General features: G+C 73.4%; 17 protein-coding genes and 2 pseudogenes. 3 read left to right on the top strand and 16 right to left on the bottom strand.

The annotated features are described in order from the left end of the window. Window positions 1–29: 29 nt before the first annotated feature. A pseudogene (locus ACFY2L_RS30020) lies at window positions 30–359 on the bottom strand (PP2C family protein-serine/threonine phosphatase); the annotation flags it as partial. Between the two features lie 22 nt (window positions 360–381). Here ACFY2L_RS30020 and ACFY2L_RS30025 point away from each other — a divergent pair. From ACFY2L_RS30025 to ACFY2L_RS30035, 3 genes and pseudogenes are all read left to right on the top strand, one after another. Further along, window positions 382–432 (top strand): annotated as a pseudogene (locus tag ACFY2L_RS30025) (hypothetical protein); the annotation flags it as partial. A gap of 199 nt (window positions 433–631) precedes the next feature. Further along, window positions 632–1,099 carry a hypothetical protein gene (locus ACFY2L_RS30030; protein WP_390823952.1) on the top strand — a complete coding sequence of 156 codons (468 nt, stop codon included), beginning with the start codon at window positions 632–634 and terminating at the stop codon, window positions 1,097–1,099. A 252-nt stretch (window positions 1,100–1,351) separates the two neighbouring features. Next, window positions 1,352–2,011, top strand: coding sequence for a phosphatase PAP2 family protein (locus tag ACFY2L_RS30035; RefSeq protein ID WP_390823953.1), 660 nt, complete (start codon window positions 1,352–1,354; stop codon window positions 2,009–2,011). A 12-nt stretch (window positions 2,012–2,023) separates the two neighbouring features. Here the strand turns inward: ACFY2L_RS30035 and ACFY2L_RS30040 are convergent, their stop codons facing one another. The 15 genes from ACFY2L_RS30040 to ACFY2L_RS30110 are packed head-to-tail and all read right to left on the bottom strand — an operon-like array spanning window position 2,024 to window position 20,635. Beyond that, a complete protein-coding gene (locus ACFY2L_RS30040; RefSeq protein WP_390658942.1) occupies window positions 2,024–3,358 on the bottom strand; it encodes a glutamate-1-semialdehyde 2,1-aminomutase in 1,335 nt (444 codons plus the stop codon). A 7-nt stretch (window positions 3,359–3,365) separates the two neighbouring features. Further along, on the bottom strand, window positions 3,366–3,935 hold the full coding sequence (locus ACFY2L_RS30045) for a dTDP-4-dehydrorhamnose 3,5-epimerase family protein (protein WP_390658941.1): 570 nt from the start codon (window positions 3,933–3,935) through the stop codon (window positions 3,366–3,368). Continuing rightward, window positions 3,932–5,167 carry a polysaccharide pyruvyl transferase family protein gene (locus ACFY2L_RS30050; RefSeq protein ID WP_390658940.1) on the bottom strand — a complete coding sequence of 412 codons (1,236 nt, stop codon included), beginning with the start codon at window positions 5,165–5,167 and terminating at the stop codon, window positions 3,932–3,934. The genes ACFY2L_RS30045 and ACFY2L_RS30050 overlap by 4 nt, the downstream gene beginning before the upstream one ends. Beyond that, entirely contained in the window at window positions 5,164–6,120 is a 957-nt protein-coding gene (locus tag ACFY2L_RS30055; RefSeq protein WP_390823954.1) for a glycosyltransferase family 2 protein, read from the bottom strand. The genes ACFY2L_RS30050 and ACFY2L_RS30055 overlap by 4 nt, the downstream gene beginning before the upstream one ends. Beyond that, the gene (locus ACFY2L_RS30060; RefSeq protein ID WP_390658938.1) at window positions 6,117–7,424 is read right to left on the bottom strand and encodes a hypothetical protein; all 1,308 of its coding nucleotides are present in this window, start codon (window positions 7,422–7,424) and stop codon (window positions 6,117–6,119) included. The genes ACFY2L_RS30055 and ACFY2L_RS30060 overlap by 4 nt, the downstream gene beginning before the upstream one ends. 5 nt (window positions 7,425–7,429) lie before the next feature. Next, a complete protein-coding gene (locus ACFY2L_RS30065; RefSeq protein WP_390823955.1) occupies window positions 7,430–8,713 on the bottom strand; it encodes a DUF4910 domain-containing protein in 1,284 nt (427 codons plus the stop codon). Then, on the bottom strand, window positions 8,701–9,726 hold the full coding sequence (locus ACFY2L_RS30070) for an NAD-dependent epimerase/dehydratase family protein (protein ID WP_390658936.1): 1,026 nt from the start codon (window positions 9,724–9,726) through the stop codon (window positions 8,701–8,703). Before ACFY2L_RS30070 ends, ACFY2L_RS30065 begins: the two co-directional genes overlap by 13 nt. A gap of 3 nt (window positions 9,727–9,729) precedes the next feature. Next, the gene (locus ACFY2L_RS30075; RefSeq protein WP_390823956.1) at window positions 9,730–10,377 is read right to left on the bottom strand and encodes a PIG-L deacetylase family protein; all 648 of its coding nucleotides are present in this window, start codon (window positions 10,375–10,377) and stop codon (window positions 9,730–9,732) included. Then, window positions 10,374–11,180, bottom strand: coding sequence for a glucose-1-phosphate cytidylyltransferase (locus tag ACFY2L_RS30080; protein WP_390658934.1), 807 nt, complete (start codon window positions 11,178–11,180; stop codon window positions 10,374–10,376). Before ACFY2L_RS30080 ends, ACFY2L_RS30075 begins: the two co-directional genes overlap by 4 nt. Beyond that, window positions 11,177–12,427 (bottom strand): methyltransferase domain-containing protein, encoded by a 1,251-nt coding sequence (locus tag ACFY2L_RS30085; RefSeq protein ID WP_390658933.1) that lies wholly within the window; start codon window positions 12,425–12,427, stop codon window positions 11,177–11,179. Before ACFY2L_RS30085 ends, ACFY2L_RS30080 begins: the two co-directional genes overlap by 4 nt. Next, window positions 12,424–13,665, bottom strand: a complete 1,242-nt coding sequence (locus ACFY2L_RS30090; protein WP_390823957.1) for a glycosyltransferase — start codon at window positions 13,663–13,665, stop codon at window positions 12,424–12,426. Before ACFY2L_RS30090 ends, ACFY2L_RS30085 begins: the two co-directional genes overlap by 4 nt. 2 nt (window positions 13,666–13,667) lie before the next feature. Continuing rightward, window positions 13,668–14,915: an O-antigen ligase domain-containing protein gene (locus tag ACFY2L_RS30095; protein ID WP_390658931.1), complete on the bottom strand. Its 1,248-nt coding sequence runs from the start codon at window positions 14,913–14,915 to the stop codon at window positions 13,668–13,670. 1 nt (window position 14,916) lies between these two features. Next, complete coding sequence (locus ACFY2L_RS30100) at window positions 14,917–16,437, bottom strand: right-handed parallel beta-helix repeat-containing protein (RefSeq protein WP_390658930.1); 1,521 nt, start codon at window positions 16,435–16,437, stop codon at window positions 14,917–14,919. A gap of 8 nt (window positions 16,438–16,445) precedes the next feature. Then, complete coding sequence (locus ACFY2L_RS30105; RefSeq protein ID WP_390823958.1) at window positions 16,446–18,431, bottom strand: alginate lyase family protein; 1,986 nt, start codon at window positions 18,429–18,431, stop codon at window positions 16,446–16,448. Beyond that, complete coding sequence (locus tag ACFY2L_RS30110) at window positions 18,428–20,635, bottom strand: bi-domain-containing oxidoreductase (protein ID WP_390658928.1); 2,208 nt, start codon at window positions 20,633–20,635, stop codon at window positions 18,428–18,430. Before ACFY2L_RS30110 ends, ACFY2L_RS30105 begins: the two co-directional genes overlap by 4 nt. Window positions 20,636–20,656: the final 21 nt, after the last annotated feature.

The raw sequence follows: 20,656 nt of genomic DNA on the forward strand, positions 1-20,656 counted from the left end.
GCAGCCCCCGGCCCCCGCGGCGGCGTTCGTCACCCGGGGTGGTGCGGCGCCGAGGCCGTCCCGGCGCCGCCGTGCCATGCGCACAGCAGGACGGTGGCGTCGTCGTTGAGGTGCCCGTCGTGGTGCTCCAGCACGGCGCGGATCAGCCTGCGCAGCGTTTCGGGAGCGGCCAGGCCGTCGGCCTGGTGACGGATGACGAAGTCGACGAAGTGGTCGCGGCCGAACTCGTGCCCGGCGGCGTCACGGGCTTCGGTGATGCCGTCGGTGTACAGCAGGAGCTGGTCGCCGGGCTCCAGCTGTTCCCGGCACAGGGTCACGGGAAGGCCCAGGTCGGTTCCCATCGGATGGGTGGGGACGCAGCCGGACTCCAGCGGCATCAACGTGCTCATCGCCGCCCACCGGGCCGCCGAGGACGCCGGGGGCCGGCTGCGCCTGGCCGGCGTGCGGGACTCCGTCCGGCACGTCCTGGAACTCGTGGGCGTCGAACCCTCGTGCCCTGCCGCGCGACCGTCGAAGAGGCCCTGGCCGGCTGAGCGCGGAGCGCGCGCGGGCGACGCGGTGCCGGCGCCGGGACATGGGGCCCGCCGTACCGGGCACCCGCGACGGCATGCAGGGAAACCAGACGCATGTCATGAGCGACGCGCACGGACGGCCCGGACTCCGGTCGGCCGCCTCACCCCGCCGGGCCGAGGGAAGGCATCGGCGCACCGGACGACGAGGAGGACGCCGGCATCGCAGGCTCCTGGCCTACCGCGACGTCGAGCTGCTGCCGTCCTCCTCCCCGGAGGGGGCCGGCGAGGAATGTCTGCTGCTGGTGCACATCCGCAAAGTGGTCGGACGGGTCACCTACCGGGCGTGCGACGAGTGCGCCGAGGGCGTGATCACCGAGGTCGTCCTGGACGAGCCGTTCCGCGACTGCGGGCTGGGCACGAGGGCGCTGTCGCACCTGCGCTCCCGGTACCCCGGCGTCACCTGGCGCACCACCCTCGAGACCCGCTTCACCCGCGATCTGCTGCGCCGGATGCGCATCCGCAGGGCGCCCGTGCACGGGACCTGCTCCCACGTCCGGTCCACCCCCCTGGCCGCCGCCGGCAGCTGACCGGCGGGGACCCCACCCGCCGTTCCCACGGGCCGGCGTTCCCTTTCAGACGGCTCTGACCTGCGCACATGGGCCTTTCGCCCACGTCGAGGACCGTGCCGCGTTAGGTTTTTCTCATGCACTCTCCAGGACCGCCGGGTCGTCCAGGATCCTCCCCGGACCGCGGGCACGCCGCGTGACGTCGGCGAAGGGCGTGGTCTCTTGAGGGCGTCGGGCTCACGCGAGGCGGTCGGAGGGAGGCCGGCACCCGCGGTGCTGCCCCCGTCGCTGCGCGGGTGGGCCGGGCTGACGGCGGCCCTCGCCGCACTGGTGGTCGTCGTGCTCGGGGTCCTGTACGCCGGCGACAGCGGGCCCGGCAGGGTGGACGCGCGGATCGGGGCGGCGGCGGACGGTGTGGGGCCGCCGTGGCGGGACATCGCTCTGGCCACGGACTTCCTGGGGGAGCCCGCGGGAGCGGCGACGCTGGTCGTGGCCACCGTGACGGGCTGTCTGCTGCTTCGGCGTCCTCGCGCGGCGGTGCTCGTCGTGGCGGGCGCCGGCACGACCGTGGCGACGGCGACGCTGCTCAAGCACGTGGCGGGACGCACCATCCACGGCGACGGGAACCTGTCGTACCCGAGCGGGCACACCGCCTTCCTCACCGCGCTCGCCCTCGTGGTGGCGCTGCTCGCGACGGGCCGGCTCGGCCTCGGCAGGACGGCCGGCGCGTCACTCGTGCTCGCCGCGGCGCTGGTCGCCGGCGCCGCCATGGGATGGGCGCAGGTCGCCCTGGGCGCGCACTACCCGACCGACGTCCTCGGCGGCTGGTGCACCGCGCTGGCGGTGACACCGGCGACCGCGTGGCTGGTCGACCGGACGGCCGACCGGACGGCCGACCGGACGGCCGACGCCGGCCTGCGGGAACGTCCCTGACGTCACGTCACGTCACGCCAGGCGGCGGAACACGGGCTTCACCGGCCGTCCGCCCAGCCAGGGGGTGGGGTCGGCGGCGTCCAGTGCCTTCCGGTACACCGCACACGCCTGGGCCACCACGTCGACGGTGTGATCGATGTCGGCGTCGCTGAGCGCGCTGCTCACCACGAACGACGGGGCCAGCACCCCGCCCGCTAGGAGCCGGCGCAGGAACAGGGTGCGGTACTCCTGCGACGGCTGCCCGTTCTCGTCGAGGGTGGCGAAGACCAGGTTGCTGGCCCGGCCCCGGACGACGAGGTGGCCGCCGACGCCCATGCTCGCCGCGGCGTCGCGGACCCCGGCCGCCAGCCGCTCGCCGAGGGCGTGCAGCCGTGCGGTGACACCCTCCTCGGCGTAGGTGGTGAGCACGGCCATCGCGGCCGCCAGGGAGTGCGTCTCCGCACCGTGCGTGGTGGACAGCAGGAACACCCGGTCGCCGGAGTGACGCAGCCCGCCCCGCTCCATCAGCTCACGGCGCCCGGCCAGCGCGGAGACGGCGCATCCGTTGCCCAGCGCCTTGCCGAACGTGGAGAGGTCGGGGACGACGCCGTACAGGCCCTGGGCGCCCGCCTCGGACCAGCGGAAGCCGGTGATCATCTCATCGAAGACCAGCACGCAGCCGTGCCGGTCGGCCAGCTCGCGCAGTCCGGCCAGGTAGCCGGGCGGCGGCTCGGTGTGGGTGGCCGGTTCGAGGATCAGACACGCGACCTCGTTCTCGTACCGGGTGAGCAGTTCCTCCGTGGCGGCCAGGTCCCCGTACGGGAACGTCACGGTGAGCTCGTCGGTCGCCGCCGGAACGCCGGCGGACATCGGCGTGGTGCCGATGAACCAGTCGTCCACGGAGAAGAACGGATGGTCGGCGCAGAGGGCCACCCGCGGGCGGCCGGTGGCGGCGCGGGCCAGGCGCACCGCGGCGGTGGTGGCGTCGGAGCCGTTCTTCGCGAACTTCACCATCTCGGCGGTCGGCACCGTGGCCAGGAAGCGTTCCGCGGCGTCGACCTCCACGATGGACGGCCGGACGAAGTTGCTGCCGCGCTCGAGTTCCCGCCGCACCGCCTCGACCACGCGGGGATGGGCGTGCCCGAGACTGACCGACCGCAGGCCGGAGCCGTACTCGACGTAGCGGTTGCCGTCGACGTCCCACACATGGGCGCCGCGGCCGTGACTGATGACCGGGGCCAGGTCCTCGGGGTACTGGTCGTCCCCCTTGGCGTAGGTGTGCGCACCCCCGGGGATCAGGGCGTGCAGCCGCTCGTTCGCCCTCCGCGACCGGGGCAGAGGGCGCTCTGCGGTGTCTTCGGTGTCCACGTCGACCTCAGCTTTCCTTGCTTTCCTGACGTTCTCGGTGCTTCAGGACCTCGGCGAGGCTCGGCGCCTCCCGGTCCCGCCGGGACATCGAACCGACCGGGAGCGGCCAGGGAATGGCGAGCTCCGGGTCGTCGAAGGCGATCGTCACGTCCTCCGACGGATCGTGCGGGCGGTCGATCCGGTACGAGGTGTCGGCGGTCCCGGTCAGCGCCTGGAAGCCGTGCGCGCACCCCGCCGGGATGTACAGGGTCGCCTGCGTCTCGCCGGACAGTTCGAAGAAGGCCCGGTTGCGGTAGGTCGGCGAGTCGGTCCGCAGATCCACGACGACGTCGAAGATCCTCCCGTACGAGCAGCGCACCAGCTTGGCCTCGCCGGCGCCCGAGCGCAGGTGCAGGCCGCGCAGCACGCCCCGGACCGAACGGGACAGGCTGTCCTGGACGAAGGCGTCCGGGTCGAGGCCCACCGAGCGGACCACGTCGGCGTCGAAGGTGCGGCAGAAGAAGCCGCGCTCGTCGGCGTACGGCGTCGGCTCGAACAGGTACGCGCCGGCGATCTCCGGGACCTCGGTCGCTTTCATGGAGTCTCCTGGCGGGCGTGGGCGGGAGTGCGGTCGGTCGCCGGGAACAGGGCCGCGGTCAAGGCGGCGAACTGCAGATCGAGTTGCCGGGCGGCGTCCCGGTTCCGCTCGACGAGCGTCCGCCGCAGCTCCGGTGCACGCTTCTCCAGCGCCCGGAACTGCTCCAGCAGCCGGTCGGCGTCGACCTCGCGCGCCGGGTGGCAGTACCCGGCAAGCCCCATCCGGTCCATGAGCGCGTCGCTCTTCGCCGCGTAGCTGAGTGCGAGCACCGGCGTCCCGGTCTTCAGTGCGCAGATCAGGTTGTGGTAGCGGATCGCCACCACGGTGCCGGCAGCCGCCATCTCCTTCATCAGGTCGGCCAGGGAGGCCGCCTCGGCCGCGCTGACCAGCGGCGAGTCCACCGCGTCGAGGATCGCGGCGACCACCGGCGCGTCGACCCCGTCGCCGGTGAGCAGCCGGACCGGCCTGCCGTCCTCGGCCAGCGCGCGGACGAAGCGGATCGTCCCGTCGAGATAGCGCCGGTGGATCTCCTCGGCCCGGGCACGGTCGTCGTCGCCGCCGTGGAAGGCCATGACGCCGACGCAGACCAGGCCCGGCGGTCCCGAGGGGGCGCCCGGCGGCGTCGGCAGGGCGAACGCCAGGTCCGGGTAGACCTCGTCGCGCGCGGTGTCCACGCCCATCGCCCGCATCGCGTCCCGGGACTGGGCGTCCCGGTAGGACCGGTAGGCGGCCAGCCGCGCCGACCAGCGCACCAGGGCGCGGGTCGGCCGGTTGCCGATCACCGCGGCGCCGACGCTGACCAGCGCGACCCGGGTGCGCAGCAGCCGGCCGCTCGCGCAGAGCAGGAACAGCGAGTACGGGAAGCCCCACGGCCGCAGCGGCAGCGTGGCCTCCAGGACGCCCATGCCCGGCACGATCACCACGTCGTGCCGGCGCACCCAGGCGGCGGTGCGGACGACGTCGACCAGTTTGCCCAGACCCTTGGCCGCGATCGCGCCCGCACGCGACGCGGTCCGGTACTCCCCGCGGTACCAGTGCAGCCGCGTCGCGGGGATCCCGTACCGGGCCGTGACGGCCTCGGGTCCGCCGCACAGCGCGTCCACGACCGCCTCCGGGTGCTCGGCGCGGAGGTACCCGAGCACGGCCTCCAGCGACCCGTCGTTGCCGAGGTTGCCGGAGCCGAGCAGGCCGAACACCCCGACGCGCACCGGGTTCCCGTGCGCGGACGTCATGCCTGCCCCCCGGCACGACCCTCACGGCCGGCGACCAGGGCGTCGACGGAGACGGTGAGCAGGCCGGGTTCGACGGGGGCGCGGTCCTCGACCCGCTCGCCGGCGCCCGGCCGGGCCCGGCTGGTCATCCACGCGGCCAGGTGGCGGTAGCACGCGCGCCGGTCGGCCGCGGACAACGGCGCCCGCCGGATCGCCGAGACGAAGCCCCAGACGTACTCGGCGAGCAGCCGGGGCGTCGGGTGCAGCGGGCCGGCCCGGCGCGGGTCCAGGTTGACGCACCGGGCGCGCTTGGACGGGTTCGCCCGTTCGGCGCGGGTGGGGTGGTCGCGGCGGAAGTACAGCAGCTCCGGCACCTGGTGGAAGGGCCCGTGCAGGGTGATCTCGGCGACGTAGGTGCGGTCCGCGTGGTGGTAGCTGTCCATCGGTTTCACCCGGCGCAGCACGTCGGTCCGCATCACCCCGTAGAAGTCGTCGCCGCCCGGCTCGAACAGCAGACTGCGGAAGCGCTCCGGCGCGTGCGGCGAGTCGGTGGCGAGCGTGTACTCGTAGGGGACCTTCACCTTGCCGTCGCCGTCGACGACCGCCTGGCCGGTGTGCGCGAGGATCATCTCCGGCCGTTCGTCCAGTGCCTCCACGCAGCGCTTCAGCAGGTCCCGGCCGTACAGGTCGTCGTGCGAGGCCCACTTGAACAGCTCGCCGCGGGCCTCGGCGAGCACATGGTTGTGGTTCGGTGTCGCGCCGATGTTCCGGGGCAGCCGGATGTACCGGATGCGCGAGTCCTTCGCGGCGTACCGGCGGCAGACGTCCTGGGTCCCGTCGGTCGAGGCGTTGTCGGAGACGACCAGCTCGAAGTCCTCGTAGGTCTGGCCGAGCAGGGCGTCGAGCGATTCGGCCAGGTACTCCTCGCCGTTGTACACGGGCAGGCCGATGCTCAGCCTGGGGCGGTCGGTCATGAGGTCCTCACTTCGGGGATGGGATTCCGGCGGTGCTCGCGCAGGGCGGACCGCAGTTGCAGCCACCACACGGCCGAGCCGCTGACGGTCGCGGCGGCGACGCCCCAGGCCGAGCCGACCGTGCCGGCGGCGGCCGCCCCGCCGAGCCCGCCGCCGACGTAGCAGGCGGAGGCGAACAGCTGGCAGCGCAGGCTGCGCCGGGCCGCGCCGAGCGCGCGCAGCCCGGCCGCCGCGCCGGTGCCGAGGCCCGCGCCCGCGACACCGAGGGTGATCGGCACGATGAGCTCGGCGGCGGAGTGCCAGACCCCTCCGAGCGCGAACTTCCCGAGCCGGTCGGGCAGCAGCAGCAGCGCCCCGCCCCAGAGCAGGGCGGCGGCGGCCTGCCCGCCGCCGAGGAGGAGGCAGAACTTTGCGAGCCGCCGCGGGGCCTGCCGCAGCACCCGTGCCGCCTCCGGGACGGTGACCAGGGACAGTCCCATCAGTACGGCGAGGAACGGGCCCATCAGGAGCTCCGCGCCCCGCACCGCGCCCACCGCGCCGACCCCGGCGATCGCGCCGAGCCCGTACGCCCGCAGCTGGCTCGCACCGCTGAGACTGACGTTCTCGACCAGGTACCGGTAGCCGAGGTCGCGCTGCTCGCGCAGCCAGCCGCGGGCCCCGGTCACCCGGGGCCGGATGCCGGACTGGAGGCAGCCGTACGCGGCGGCCACCGCGGCGGACGCGCCCCAGGCGAGCACGAAGGCGGCCACGCTGCCCACGCGGGCCGCCACCACCAGGGCCGGGACGAGCGCGGCGCACCACACGAGGTCGTTGACGAACGCCTTCCGCCCGGCACCGGCGGCGAAGAACGAGAACCGCCAGGCGTCCTGCAGCAGCAGCCCCGGCAGCAGGACGCCGAGGCAGGCGAACGCGGGCCCCAGCCGACCGCCGAGAGCGAGGCCGATCACCAGGCACGCCGCGCCGATGGCCGCACCCACGCCGAGCGCGGTACCCGACGCCCGGGCCGCCGCCCCGCGCCAGGACGCCTCCGGCACGCCGCTGAAGCGCACCACGAGCGGGTCGCTGGCCAGCCCCCGGGAGACGTTGAGCACCACGCCGTAGGTCACCCAGGCCAGGCTGAACACGCCGAACGCGGTCACCCCCAGCGAGCGCGCCACGTAGATCCCCACCGCGAAGTTGCTGATGCTGGAGGCCGCCTGGTCGGCCAGACCCCAGGACAGCCGGCCGGCCATGGCCCGCTTGCCGGTCCGCCGGGCGTGCCCGCCCGGGGCCGCCGCCGTCGTCTTCTCCCCCTCGGTGGTCATGCGCGTCAGGCCTCGATCAGCTCGGCGCCGCGCAGGGCACCGGCCGCGGCGGCGACGGTGTCGAACGGCAGCCCGGCCCGCTCGGCGACGTCCAGCAGACTGTGCTCCCCGTCGGCGAGGCTGAGCACCCAGAGCATGGCCATCTGGGCCTGCTTGGCGTCGCTGCGGCCGCCGAGCGAGTCGTACAGCCCACGCCGGCCCAGCTGCGGCTCGCCGTAGGGGCTGAGGTTGACGTACCGCCGGTTGCGGTCGAGCACGGCGAATGCCTCGCGGCAGACGGCGAGCGTGTCCGCCATCGCCTCCGGGGAGACGAGGTCCAGGTTGTCCGCCGAGGTGTGGTACTCGGGGTAACCGGCGTACGGGGTCCGGCTGAGCGAGCCCACGCTGAGATCGAACCCGGGCGAGCAGTACTGCCGCTCGTCGTAGCCGTACGGAGTGAACTCGGTGATGTGGTGCGGGCGTTCGGAGGCGGTCAGCACGTGCCGCATCACCCGGTCGATCTCCGCGTCGCCGCGCCTGCTCCGCTTGTACGTCAGCCGGCCCGGGTCGCCGGCGCAGGCCAGCACCAGCCCGTGCTTGACCCGGTCCACCCGCTCCGCGTTGCGGGCCAGCCAGGTGATCGCCCCGATGGTGCCGGGCGCGTAGATGAACCGGTAGGTGTAGTACGGCGTTTCCTCCGCCAGCGCCCGGGCCAGGAACGTCGCCACCGCGATGCCGGCCAGGTTGTCGTTGGCCAGGGACGGGTGGCAGACGTGGCAGGAGACGATCACCTCGTCGGTGACCTGCCCGGGGACCACGTGCTCGGCGTAGGTGAGGTGGCCGTCGGCGAGCGTGGAGTCGATGCGCACCTCGTACTCGCCGTCCGGCAGCGCGTCCAGGGTCTCCTGGGCCAGGCAGAACCCCCACTCCGGCTGGTAGTAACTCGTGCGGTACGGCACCCAGGACGGGTGGTCCGGCAGGGTGTGCAGATGTGCGCGCAGCTCCGCCAGCGGCATGGTCGCCGACACCGGCACGCTGTAGCCGAGCACGTGCAGGCTGGACGCGGCGAAGTCGACGACCCGGTTGCCGGCGGTGTCGGCGACGTACGCGTCCCGGATGTTCCACTCCTGCGGCACCGTCCAGTCGAGCACCCGGGTCCCGGTCGGCACCTCGTGCACCTGGAGCGGGACGTACTCGCCGACGATGTCCAGGGTGGCGCGCACCCCGTCGCCGGTGATGCTCCGGCACAGCGGGTACATCCGCTCCACCAGGGCGTACATCTCTTCGCCAAGGTCGGTCATCGGCGCCACCGCAGGGTGTCGTCGACCGCGCCGGCCTCGGACGCCGCGCGCAGCACGGCGAGCCGGGTGAAGCGCCGGTCGAAGTCCTCCTTGGTCAGCCCGAACTTCCGGTAGGCGTCGGCGAGTTCCAGCGCGCCCTGCTTCACCGTCCACTCGCAGTCGAAGCCGGGGACCGCGGCGCGGAACCGGGAGAAGTCCACCCGGTACGACCGCGGATCGGCGCCGTTCTCCCCGGTGATCACCACCTTCGCGCCGGACACCGCCTCGGCGACCTGCCCGGCGATCTCGGCGACCGTGACGTTGTTGATCTCGCTGCCGATGTTGAACGCCCGGTCGTGCACCGCTTCCCCGGGCGCGGTCAGCGCGGCCGTGAAGGCGCGGGCGATGTCGGCGGCGTGCACCAGCGGGCGCCAGGGGGTGCCGTCGGAGAGGACGAGGACCTCGCCGGACAGGAGGGCGTGGCCCACCAGGTTGTTCAGCACGATGTCGGCGCGCAGCCGGGGGGAGTAGCCGAAGGCGGTGGCGTTGCGCATGTACACCGGGCTGAAGTCGCCGTCGGCGAGTTCGTGCAGGTCGTCCTCCACCCGCACCTTGGACTCCGCGTACGGCGTCACCGGCCGCAGCGGGGCGTCCTCGGCCACCAGCTCGTCGCCGCCGGCGGCGCCGTAGACCGAGCACGTCGACGCGTACAGGAAGCGCCGCACCCCGGCCTCGCGGGCCAGCCGGGCCAGCCGCACGGACGCGTGGTGGTTGATGTCGTAGGTGAGTTCCGGCGCCAGCGACCCCAGCGGGTCGTTGGACAGCGCGGCCAGATGGATCACGGCGTCGACCCCGGCCACGTGCTCGGCCGTGACGTCGCGCAGGTCGACGCGCGGCCCGGGCGGGTCGGCCGGCGTCGGGCCGAGGACGCAGTCGGCGAACAGGCCGGCGTCCAGGCCGACGACCTCGTGCCCGGCGGCCGCGAGGACCGGGGCCATCACGGTGCCCAGATAGCCCTGGTGTCCGGTCAGTAGTACGCGCAAGGTTCAACCCCCCAGGTTGAGAGTGAGTTTGGTGACGGCGAACGCCTCGGCGTAGCGCGCGTGGCATTCGATGCCGCGGATCCTCGCCAGGCCGAGGAAGGCCTCCCGGTCGTACCAGGGGCGGTGCCGCTGCGAGGGGTAGTGCTCCTGCAGCAGCCGCACCTTCTGTTCGGCGATCTCCGTCGACAGCGGCTGGTACGCGGCCGGACGGCCGAGGTCGCCGTCCCACTTGACGATCTCGTAGCCGAGCACGAGGTGGTCGCGGAACGCGGTGGTCACCAGCTTCGCCAGACCGCGGTGGTCCTGGTGCGCGTCGTCGGTACGCGGCGCCAGCACCAGACCGGGCTCGGTCTGCGCGCGCAGCTCCTCGACCGCGGCCTTGGCCTCGTCCCAGTGCGCGGGCAGCCGTCCGTCCGGCAGTTTGTGGACGGTCAGCCGCAGGTCGGCGTCCGGGCAGAAGGCGGCGAGCGCGGCCCGCTCCTCCTGCTCCCGGTCGGTGCCACCGCCGGAGAGCACCAGCGCGTCGACACGGATGCCCGGCCGCGCGCGGCACAGCGTCAGCAGCGTGCCGCCGGCGCCGATGGCGATGTCGTCGCAGTGCGCGCCCACCGCGACCAGCCGGTCCAGGCGCCCGGCGCTGAGCTGGATCACGCGCTCACCCCGGCGTTCGACCCCGCGCCGTCCCGTTCCCACACGGCCCACGGGCGGTCGCCGCGGGCGTAGGCGTCGTCGAGCGCGGCCCGCTCCTTCACGGTGTCGGTCGGCTTCCAGAACCCGCGGTGCTGGTGCGCCACCAGCCTTCCCCGCTTGGCCAGTTGGGCGCATCCGTCGGCGACCAGGTCCCCGCCCTGAGGGATGTGGTCGAAGACCTCCTGGCGGAGCACGAAGTAACCGCCGTTCTCCCACAGCGGCATGTCGCTCACCGCGGTGATGCCCCCCACCAGGCCGTCCTCGCCCAGGTCCACGCAGTGGAACGAGGACTGCGGCGGCACCACCATCATCGACGCACCGGCGTCCCGCCGGGCGAAGTTCTCGATCATCTCGGGCAGCGGGGCGTCGGTGAGGACGTCGGCGTAGTTGGCGAGGAACATCTCGTCGCCGTCCAGGTGGTGCCGCACCCGGCGCAGCCGCTCCCCGATCGGTGACTCGATGCCGGTCTGCGCGAACGTGATCGTCCAGTCCGAGATGTCGGTCGACAGCAGTTCGGTCCGGCCGCCCCGCAGTACGAAGTCGTTGGACGTCGTCTCCTCGTAGTTGAGGAAGAAGTCCTTGATGTGGTGGGCCCCGTACCCGAGGCACAGGATGAACTCCGTGTGCCCGAAGTGCGCGTAGTAGCGCATGACGTGCCAGATCAGCGGCCGCGGGCCGACCATCGCCATCGGCTTGGGCACGTCGTCGGAGCTGCCGTTGCGCATCCGCATCCCGTAACCGCCGCAGAACAGTACGACCTTCATGCTGTGACCTCTCGGGACGCGACCTCGACGATGCTCAGTTCCGGGATCGGGAAGACCAGCCGGCCGCCCCACTCGTGCACGAAGGACAGCTGCTCGACCAGCTCGGCCCGCAGGTTCCACGGGAGGACGAGGACGTAGTCCGGTCTGTCGGCGGCGATCCGCTCGGGCGGCAGGACCGGGATGCGGGTGCCGGGGGTGAACCTGCCGTGCTTGTAGGGGTTGCGGTCGACCGTGTACGGCAGCAGGTCGGGCCGGATGCCGCAGTGGTTGAGCAGGGTGTTGCCCTTGCCCGGGGCGCCGTAGCCGACGACCGTCTCGCCCCGCTCGGCCGCCTCGATCAGGAACTTGAGGAGGTCCCGGCGCACCTTGGCCACCCGGGCGGAGAACTCGGTGTACCCGGACAGCTCCTGCAGCCCGGCGGACTTCTCCCGGTCCAGCACGTCGGCCACCCGCCGGGTCGGCTCGCCGGCCGCCTCGGCCGGCCGGGCCCACAGCCGGATGGAGCCGCCGTGCGTGGGCAGCAGTTCGACGTCCACGAGCGTGAGTCCGCCGCTGGCCAGCGCCCGGATCGCGGACGCGACCGTGTAGTACTGGAAGTGCTCGTGGTAGATCGTGTCGTACTGGTTCTCCTCGATCAGGGTCAGCAGGTGCTGCACCTCGACGGAGACCCAGCCGTCGTCGGCGACCAGGGCGCGCAGTCCCCGGGTGAACCCGACCACGTCGGGGATGTGCGCGTACACGTTGTTGGCCACGACCAGGTCCGCCGGGCCGTGCTCGGCGCGGACCGCCGAGCCGGTGTCCGGGGACAGGAACTCCGTGAGCGTGGGCACTCCCGCCTCCCGCGCCGCGGCGCCGACGTTCACCGACGGCTCGATGCCGAGGCAGCGGATCCCGCGGTCCACCACGTGCCTCAGCAGGTACCCGTCGTTGCTCGCGACCTCGACCACGAAGGCGTCGGAGCCGAGACCGAGGCGCTGCACGGCGCCGTCGACGAACGTGCGCGCGTGCTCCACCCAGGAGGTCGAGTAGGAGGAGAAGTACGCGTACTCCTTGAACGTCTCCTCCGGTGTGATCAGCGGCGGGATCTGCGCCAGCCAGCAGTCGGTGCAGACCCGCAGGTGCAGCGGGTACGCCGGTTCCGGCCGGTCCAGTTGGTCCGCGGCGAGAAAGCTCTCGCACGGTGGCGTCGCCCCGAGATCGACGACGCTCGCCATCGCTTCCGAGCCGCAGAGTCGGCATCGTGTCATCTGCTGTCCCCATCCCCCCTGCTCGCGCGGGTGTCCCCGCCGCCAGCCAGTGCTGACCGACCCGCGATCGCGGTGCGGTACCCCTCCACCAGGCGCTCCAGGCCGACGGCCGGGCTGAAACCCCGCTCGTAACGGCGCCGGGCCGCCTGGCCCATCTCCCGGTTGCGGGCCGGCTCGCCCGCGATCCGGCGTATGCAGGCCGCGAGCGAGGCGGCCTCGCCCGGCCGGTGCAGCAGCCCGGTCACCCCGTCCTCGACGAGTTCGACGAAGGCGCCGTGACCGGCGGCCACGGTCGGGACCCCGGCCGCCATCGCCTCCACGACCACCAGGCCGAACGCCTCCAGCCACGTCGAGGGAGCCACCACGGCGACCGACCGCGCGACGGCCTTCCGGCACTCCGCCGGGTCCAGTAGGCCGACGTACCGCACGTCGTCGCGGCCCGCCGCCCAGGCGGTCACGGCACGCTCCAGCGGCCCCGTGCCGGCGATCACCAGCGGCACGCCCACCCCGCCGGCGGCGGCGATCTCGTCCCACGCGGCCATGAGCAGCCGCACGCCCTTGGCCTCCGCGAGCCGGCCGAGATAGAGCAGATGCTCGCCGGCGCCCGCTCGGCGGTCGCCCGGCTCGGGCACGAAGTTGTGCTTCACCGCCAGCCGCTCGGCCGGCATGCCGGACCGCACCAGGACGTCGCGCTGCGCCGCGGAGATGCAGAAGAACCGCTCCACGCCGGACCACCACCGCCGGCGGTTGACCGACAGGCTGACCGCGAGCGGCACCGTCGCCAGCCGGGAGTTCCGGTAGCAGCCGTGCCGGACGGCGGGCAGCGGTGTGGACCCGACGCACTCGGTGCACGGCCGGCCGTCCCGCTGCAGCGTGCCCGGCGGACAGACCTGGGTGTAGTTGTGCAGCGTGGCGACGGCGGGCACGCCGGCGTCGGCGCAGGCCGCCAGCACCGCCGGCGACAGGAGCGGGAAGACGTTGTGGACGTGCACCACGTCCGGCCGCTCGGCGCGCAGCCGGGCGGCGAGCTCCGCGCGGACCCGCGGGTTCCACGGCACCAGCAGCGGAACCGCGACCTTGCCCGGCAGGGACCGGGCGGCGATGTCGTCGCTGCGCCGCTCGAACACCTCGACCCGGTGGCCGGCCTCGCGCAGCAGCGCCACCTCCTGGTCGACCACCTTGTTCTCCCCGCTCGGCTGCGCCGAGGCGTAGCGGTTGTGCACCACGAGGATGTGCATGCTCAGGCCACCTCCGATCTCCGGGCCCATCGCGGGACGGGCCGTCGAGGGACTTCGGGCGTCGAGGGGGCAGCGGCCGCGGCGGGTGCCGCCAGCAGCGAGGCGGCCACGGCCAGGTGCAGCAGATACGGCGAGGCGTCGCCCAGTCCGGCCTCGGTGTACGACGCGATCGCGCAGTAGCTGATCAGGAAGATCGCGCAGGCCCTCGACAGCGACGGCGGCCGCAGCAACGCGACGCCGCCCAGCACGATGATGACCGCCGCCACCAGGGCGATGCCGGTCATGCCCTGCTCGTTGTAGACGGCCAGCCAGCTGTTGTCGATCGGCAGCCCGCCGAACGACTTGTCGCCCAGGCCCGTGCCGAACAGCTGCTCCGAGGTCGTCCGGGGTGCCGCCAGCAGGGCGTGCCAGACCTTGGCCCGGCCGGTGAGGCTGGCGAAGTTCTCCTGGCTCTGCCCGCGCAGGAACCACGCCTGGAGCGCGGAGCTGAAGCCCACCGCGGCCACCGCGGCGCACAGCACCGCCCAGGCGAAGACCCTGCGGGCGGCGGCGCTGGTCAGGACGAGGGAGGTGATCGCCAGCACCAGCGCGACGATCAGGCCGAGCGTGGCCGTCCGGGTGTGGGTCAGCGCGAGCAGGACCAGGGAGGGCACGACGACCACCGCCGCGCTTCTCCGGTCGGTCCGGCGGCCCAGCAGGAGCAGCACCGTGAGCCCGATGATCACCGCGGCGTACTGTCCGATCTGCGGCGGGGTGAGCGGCCACAGCGCGCCGACCAGCCGCCCGCCGTAGAGGTCGGGCAGGGCGGCGCCCGGTGAGACGACCAGGCCGGCGGCCACCGACCCGAGCACCGCGAAGTACATCCGGATGTGGTGCCGGACGAACGTCGTGCTCCCGTCCCACCAGCGGCTGAGCAGCCACAGCGTGCCGATGAAGAGAGCCAGCCGGGCGCAGCGGAAGAGCGCGCCGAACCCGGCCCCCTGGTCCACGCTGGAGATCAGGCTCGGCACCAGCAGCAGGGTGAGCAGGAACACGTAGGCGCTGGCCCGGATGCGCACCCGGGGGTTGACCACGAGCGCCAGCGCGAACGCGGCGACCAGTGAGCCCATGGTGACCATCTGGATGAGGGAGCGGGGCAGCGGGACGATGGTCCTCGCCCCGGCGGAGCCGAGGGTGTTGAGGACGAGCAGCCCCCAGACCGTCCCGACGATCTTCGACGTGTGGTCCGTGCCGGTGTCCGCGGACCTCATCTCAACCACCGCCCTTGGCACGGAAGGTGCTGCCCGCGTCCTGCCGGTACGGCGTGGCCCGCCACTGCTTGAAGCCGACCGTCCGGCTCGCGTCGTGGACGACGAAGGTCCACGGTCCGACGTAGACGTTGTGGTGCCAGCGGTTGTGCTGCCCGCCGGTGATCGCCTCGGCCACCCGCTCGCCCTGGTACGGCGACCAGTCCGGATAGGTGCCGTAGTTGGACAGCACCGCCATCCGGTCGCACTTCACCGTGCAGTCGACGACGGACTTGTCCAGCACGAAGCGGTTGTCGTGGATGTCCACCCGCTGGGTCTTCCACCGGCAGTCGGAGTAGAGCGGTGCCCTGGCGATCGCCGGCTGCGCGCAGCGGTCGGTGTTCTTCACCAGCAACGTGCAGTCGCCGGACGAGGTGTTGGCCGGGCTGTTGCAGAACCGGTCGGCGTTCTCCCAGAGGGTGATCCCGGACCAGTTGTTCTCCATCACGTTCCGGTAGATCTCGATCTTGTCCGTGCGGGCCCGGATCCGCGGTTCGCCGCCGGACTCGGAGAGGTAGACGGTCGCGAACGGGAAGCTGTCGCCGTCGGCGGCGTCACCGCGGGCCTCGACCCAGTTGTTCCGCCGGATCGTGTTCTTCCGGATGACCGCGTTGTAGCTGATCTCGTAGATCAGCGCGGCCCCGTCGTTGTCCTCGACGAGGTTGTCCTCGATGAGGAAGTCGTTGTTGTTGGTGTCCGCCCACAACCCGGCTCCACGGTTGTCGTGCACCCAGTTGCCGCGTACGTCGGCGCCGTCGACGGCCCAGAACTTGACGCCACCGCTGCACCCGCAGTCCGGCCGCCGCCGCTCCCAGTCGTCCGTGTTGTTGCCCACGATCTCGTTGCCCTCGACCACCAGGCCCCGGATGCCGTCGGCGGCCTTGTAGGCGTTCATGCCGTACTGGCCGTTGTCGCGCAGACAGCTCGCGCGGACCTGCTGGCGGGCGCCGGCCATCAGCCCGGCGCCGGAGTTGTCCTGGATCGTCGCGTGCTCGATCACCCACCCGTCGGCCGAGTCGTGGTTGACCACGCCCTCGTCCCGGGGCGCGACGAACCGCTGCACGGTCAGATGACGGATCGTGACGTCGCGGGCCGTGCCGCCGAACGCGTACTGGTTGCTCTTGCGGCCGTCGAGCACCGCGCCCGGCGCTCCGAGGTAGACGTCCCCCTCCTTGGGGATCACCTGGTCGTAGCGGTCCGACATGAGCGTGTGCTTGCCCGGCCGAAGCCAGAAGGTGGTGTGCGGGGGGCTGCTCTCGGTCTTCGCGGCCAGGTCGCCGGGCACCGCCGGGTCGACCGTCACCGCGCCCGCCGGTGCCTTGGCCGGCCCGGCCGCGGGCTCGGCGCACACCCGGGCCACGGCCGCGGACGGCGCGGCGGTCGGCCCCGGCCGCGGGCCCGGCGCGCTGTCACAGCCGGTCGCCGCCAGCAGGACCAGCGCCAGCGGTGCGGCCGGCCATGCCCGGTGCCGCCACTTGCTCCCCACACACCCTCCTAGCCGTGGAACCTGAGTACGGTGGTGAACCCCTCCGTGCCGTCGGCGAAGCCGGTGCCGATCAGCGTGGTGGTGGGTTCCTTGCGGCCGAAGCCGGCGGAGTACCAGCCCAGTGGCGGGTCGCTCTCGCCGCGATGCGCCCGCCAGCTCAGCTGCCCGGGCAGGTCGAGCGCCGCGGAGCGGTCCTCGCCGTCCCGGGCCCAGGTGAGCACGGCCCGGTTCCCCACCAGGTCCGCGGTGATCGCCGGGCCGAGGTGGAACGCCAGCTGCACGGCCCGGCGCGGGCCGCGCACATCGTCGACCACCCTCAGCTCCCGGCTCGCGGGCGTCAGTTCCACCCGGCGGCGGTGCACCGAGGGCCGGTACCCGTCGTGCTCGGCGCACCAGCGGGCCGTCCCCCCGTCGGAGGCGCCGGACGTGTCCGCGACCAGGACGCGGCTGCGGGCATGCCGGGTCCACAGGAACGGGCCGCCGGAGACGGACTGGTCGGCGCCGTCCAGCCGAAGGGTGTTGTGGCCGAGGGTCGACCGGAAGTACCGCCGCCACTCGGGCTGACCGTGGTAGCAGTACGTCCCCGGGTCGGCGAGCACGTCGACCCCGTCGTGCCGGACCTCCACGGACAGCGCGTCCGCGTGGGCGTGCGCGGCGATGGACAGGAAGCCGTGCGGACCACCGTCGCAGCGGCACCAGATCTCCGCCCTGTCCTCCGGACTCCGCAGGATGGTCATGCCCGCGTCGGCGAAATGGGCCGGCCGGTCCGCCGGGCGGGACACGGCCGGCGCGGTTCCGGCTTTCGCGTACGGCCGGATGAGCGCGGCCAGCAGCGGGGTGCGCACATCGGTGCCGGTCACCTCCGGCCACCAGGCGAGCCGGCCGAACACGGCGTCCCCGGTGGCCAGCAGCGAGGCCCAGCGGTCGGTGCCCGCGCCGTCCACGACCAGACCGTGCCCGTCGTCCGCGTCCCCCTGCCGCGGCGGCCGCAGCCGGCTGTCCACGACGGCCGCGAGCGCGTCGGTCATCCGCAGCAGCACCGGCCGGACCGTCGCGGGGACCGGCACACCGGCGGCGTCCGCCTCGGCCAGCGCGGCCAGGCCGAGCTCCAGCACCAGTCCGTGGTACTCCGTGGCCAGCTCGCGGTTGAGGCCGGAGAGGAAGGTGTTGGCGCGCAGCTGCCGTTCCAGCGACCGCAGCGCTTCGGCCCGCCAGCGCGCCGAGGAGGGGAACCACCCGAACGCGCAGGCAGCGGCGAACTGCCCGGCGGCCTCGGCGACGACGTGGTTGTTCGCCGACGATCCGCGGCTGGGGAAGGCGGCCAGCCAGCGCTGGTGGTGCCAGATCTGGTTCACCGCCACCGGGTTGCCCTCGAACAGGGCGGCCGCGCCCGGCCAGCCGTCGAGCAGCCGGCGGATCCACACCCAGGACAGCAGCCGGATCCCCAGCTCGATGCCGCTGGTCCAGTGCACTCCGCGCAGCGGCGCGTTGCCCGCCCACCAGGACCGCAGGTGCTCCGCCACTCGCTCGGCGTACCGCTCGTCCCCGGTGACCGCGTAGGCGGCGGCGAGCACGGTGAGGTACTGATGCCGGGACAGCTCCCAGATCTGCTTGACGTCCCCGACCGCGTCCTCGTCCCGGTACGGCACGTCGAAGGCGTAGCCCTGCGGGGCCCGGCGCCCGGTCTTCGGGTCGTACCACCAGTCCGGGTCGGCCAGGTCGTCGCGGTCCACCCCGAAGTACGCGGCGTGCCCGGCCATCAGCCGGTCCGCCTCGGCGACGAGACGCTTCGCGGCGTCCGGTGCCACCGCGGCGATCGTCCCCGCGGGCAGGACGGCGGTGAAGCGGGCGCCGGTCACGCTCGGACCGTCCGGCGGCGCGGACCGCCACCGCCGCCTGCGCACCGCGTCGCCCACCCGGCCGCCGACCTCCCGCGGCCCCATCCGGGACAGCCGCCGCAGGTACCAGGCCGGGCTCCCCGAGCTCGCGGTCATCGCGCCCCCGCCAGGGTCACCGGCGCGCCGGCGGCCAGGCCGGCCTGCACGGCGAGGGTGGCCGCCGTGGTGGCTACCAGCGACTCCAGCGGCACCGGCATCGGGCCGCCGGTCCGCACGGCCTTGACGAACGCGGCCAGTTCGGCGGACTGTCCCTTGTCCCGGGCCTTGGGCAGCCGCGAACCGACCCACTGCTTCCGGCGGCCGTCGTAGACGGCGGCGCGGACGAAGTCGTCGAGCCGGAGCACCTTGCCGTCGGCGACCAGGTCCAGCGTCTCCTTGGGGAAGCCGGCGGCGCCCGTGGTGACGTAGCTGATGGTGGCCGTGGACCCGTCCGGGTAGCGCAGCACGACCTGGAGGTCGTCGTTGCCGGACGCGGCGACCGCGTACACCGAGACCGGGTCGGCATCGAGCAGCCAGCTCGCCGTGTCGATGAAGTGGCCGCCCTCGCCGGCGAACCGCGAGCCCTCGGTGCCCTGCCGGAGGTACCAGCTGCCGTGGTCCAGCCGGCCCGCGTTGACCAGGTAGCGCAGGCTCGCCGGCCCGGTCCGGGCGCCGAACCGCTTCCTGGCCTCCTGCAGCAGCGGCGCGAACCGGCGGTTGAAGCCCACCTGCAGCCGGTCGTTGCCGGACTCCTCCACCGCCGCGAGCACCCCGGCCAGCTCGTCCTCGGTCAGCGCCAGCGGCTTCTCCACGAACACCGCCTTGCCGGCCAGCAGCGCCCTCCGGGTCAGTTCGGCGTGCGAGCTGTGCCGGGTGACCACGAACACCGCGTCGACGGACGTGTCGCCGAGCACGGCGTCGAGATCGGTGGTCGCCTCGGCGAAGCCGAACTTCCGCTGCGCGTTGGCCGCGGACAGCGCCGTCGTGGTGACGACCGTGGACAGTTCGACGCCGTCGCGCTGTGCCAGGTGCGGCAGCAGCATCGACGTCGCGTAGTTGCCCGCGCCGACGAACGCCAGCCGCACCGGCGTCCCGGCGGCCCGGCCCCGGGCCGGCGCCGTGCCGCTGCGCCGCACCGCGGGCACGGCCACCGCCGGGGCCTCCGCCTCCTCGGTTCCCTCCCCCGCTTCCTCTTTCCGCCCGGGGTACCGGAACAGCACGGCCACCGCCTTCAGGCCGCCGTCCTTCAGACTCTGATACGTCTCGACCGCGTCGGCGAAGTCGGCGACGTGCGAGACCAGGGGCTCCACGTCGACGCGGCCGAGGGCGACGAGGTCGAGGAAGCACGCCAGGTTGCGGCGCTCGGTCCAGCGCACGTAGCCGATCGGGTAGTCACGCCCCTCCAGTTCGTACTCCGGGTCGTAGCGCCCGGGGCCGTAGGAGCGGGAGAAGCGGACGTCGAGCTCCTTCTCGTAGTACGCGTTCCACGGCAGGTCCAGGCGGCACTTGCCGATGTCGACGACCCGGCCGCGGTCCCGGCTCAGCCGGGCGGCCAGCTCGACGGGCTGGTTGCTGCCGCCGCCGGCGGCCAGGTACACCTGGTCCACGCCGTGACCGCCGGTGAGTTCGGCGACGGCGGTCTCCACGGCCGCCGAGGCGGGATCGCCGCAGGCCGCCGCGCCCAGACGCTCGGCGAGCTCGCAGCGCGCCGGGTCGGGGTCGGCCCCGACGACACGGACCCCCGAGGCGGCCAGCAGCTGCACCACCAGCTGCCCGATCAGCCCGAGGCCGATGACCAGCGCCACCTCGCCGAGCGCCGACTCGCCCTGGCGGACGCCCTGCAGCGCGATCGACCCGACGGTGCCGAAGGCCGCGTGCCGCGGCGCGAGGCCGTCCGGCACCGGGGCGTAGAGGTTCTTCGGCACCCAGTTGAGCTCGGCGTGCAACGCGTGCTCGTTGCCGGCGCAGGCCACGAGGTCGCCGACCTTCACGTCGTCCACGCCGTCGCCGACCTGCTCGACCACCCCGCACAGCGAGTAGCCCAGCGGTGTGTAGGAGTCCAGCTTGCCCATCACCTTGCGGTAGGTGGCGGGCACCCCGTTGGTGGCCACGCTCTGCACGACCTTGGCCACCTGGTCGGGCCGGGAGCGGGCCTTGCCGAGCATCGACATGCCGGCCTCGGACACCTTCATCAGCTCGGTCCCGGTGGATATCAGCGAGTAGGCGGTGCGGACCAGCACACCGCCCGGCTTGCACCCGGGCACCGGCACGTCCAGCAGCGCCAGCTCACCGCTCTTGTAGTTCTGTACGACCTGTTTCACCCGAAGTCCTCTTGTCTCTAC

Origin of the sequence: Streptomyces sp. NPDC001381, assembly GCF_042895685.1 — a bacterium.
Classification (GTDB): domain Bacteria; phylum Actinomycetota; class Actinomycetes; order Streptomycetales; family Streptomycetaceae; genus Streptomyces.

Bases quoted from the DNA above. Each gene is read 5' to 3' on its own strand.
- ACFY2L_RS30030 (WP_390823952.1), top strand. From the start codon at position 632: ATGAGCGACGCGCACGGACGGCCCGGACTCCGGTCGGCCGCCTCACCC.
- ACFY2L_RS30045 (WP_390658941.1), bottom strand. From the start codon at position 3,935: ATGAAAGCGACCGAGGTCCCGGAGATCGCCGGCGCGTACCTGTTCGAG.
- ACFY2L_RS30050 (WP_390658940.1), bottom strand. From the start codon at position 5,167: ATGACGTCCGCGCACGGGAACCCGGTGCGCGTCGGGGTGTTCGGCCTG.
- ACFY2L_RS30055 (WP_390823954.1), bottom strand. From the start codon at position 6,120: ATGACCGACCGCCCCAGGCTGAGCATCGGCCTGCCCGTGTACAACGGC.
- ACFY2L_RS30060 (WP_390658938.1), bottom strand. From the start codon at position 7,424: ATGACCACCGAGGGGGAGAAGACGACGGCGGCGGCCCCGGGCGGGCAC.
- ACFY2L_RS30080 (WP_390658934.1), bottom strand. From the start codon at position 11,180: ATGAAGGTCGTACTGTTCTGCGGCGGTTACGGGATGCGGATGCGCAAC.
- ACFY2L_RS30085 (WP_390658933.1), bottom strand. From the start codon at position 12,427: ATGACACGATGCCGACTCTGCGGCTCGGAAGCGATGGCGAGCGTCGTC.
- ACFY2L_RS30090 (WP_390823957.1), bottom strand. From the start codon at position 13,665: ATGCACATCCTCGTGGTGCACAACCGCTACGCCTCGGCGCAGCCGAGC.
- ACFY2L_RS30095 (WP_390658931.1), bottom strand. From the start codon at position 14,915: ATGAGGTCCGCGGACACCGGCACGGACCACACGTCGAAGATCGTCGGG.
- ACFY2L_RS30105 (WP_390823958.1), bottom strand. From the start codon at position 18,431: ATGACCGCGAGCTCGGGGAGCCCGGCCTGGTACCTGCGGCGGCTGTCC.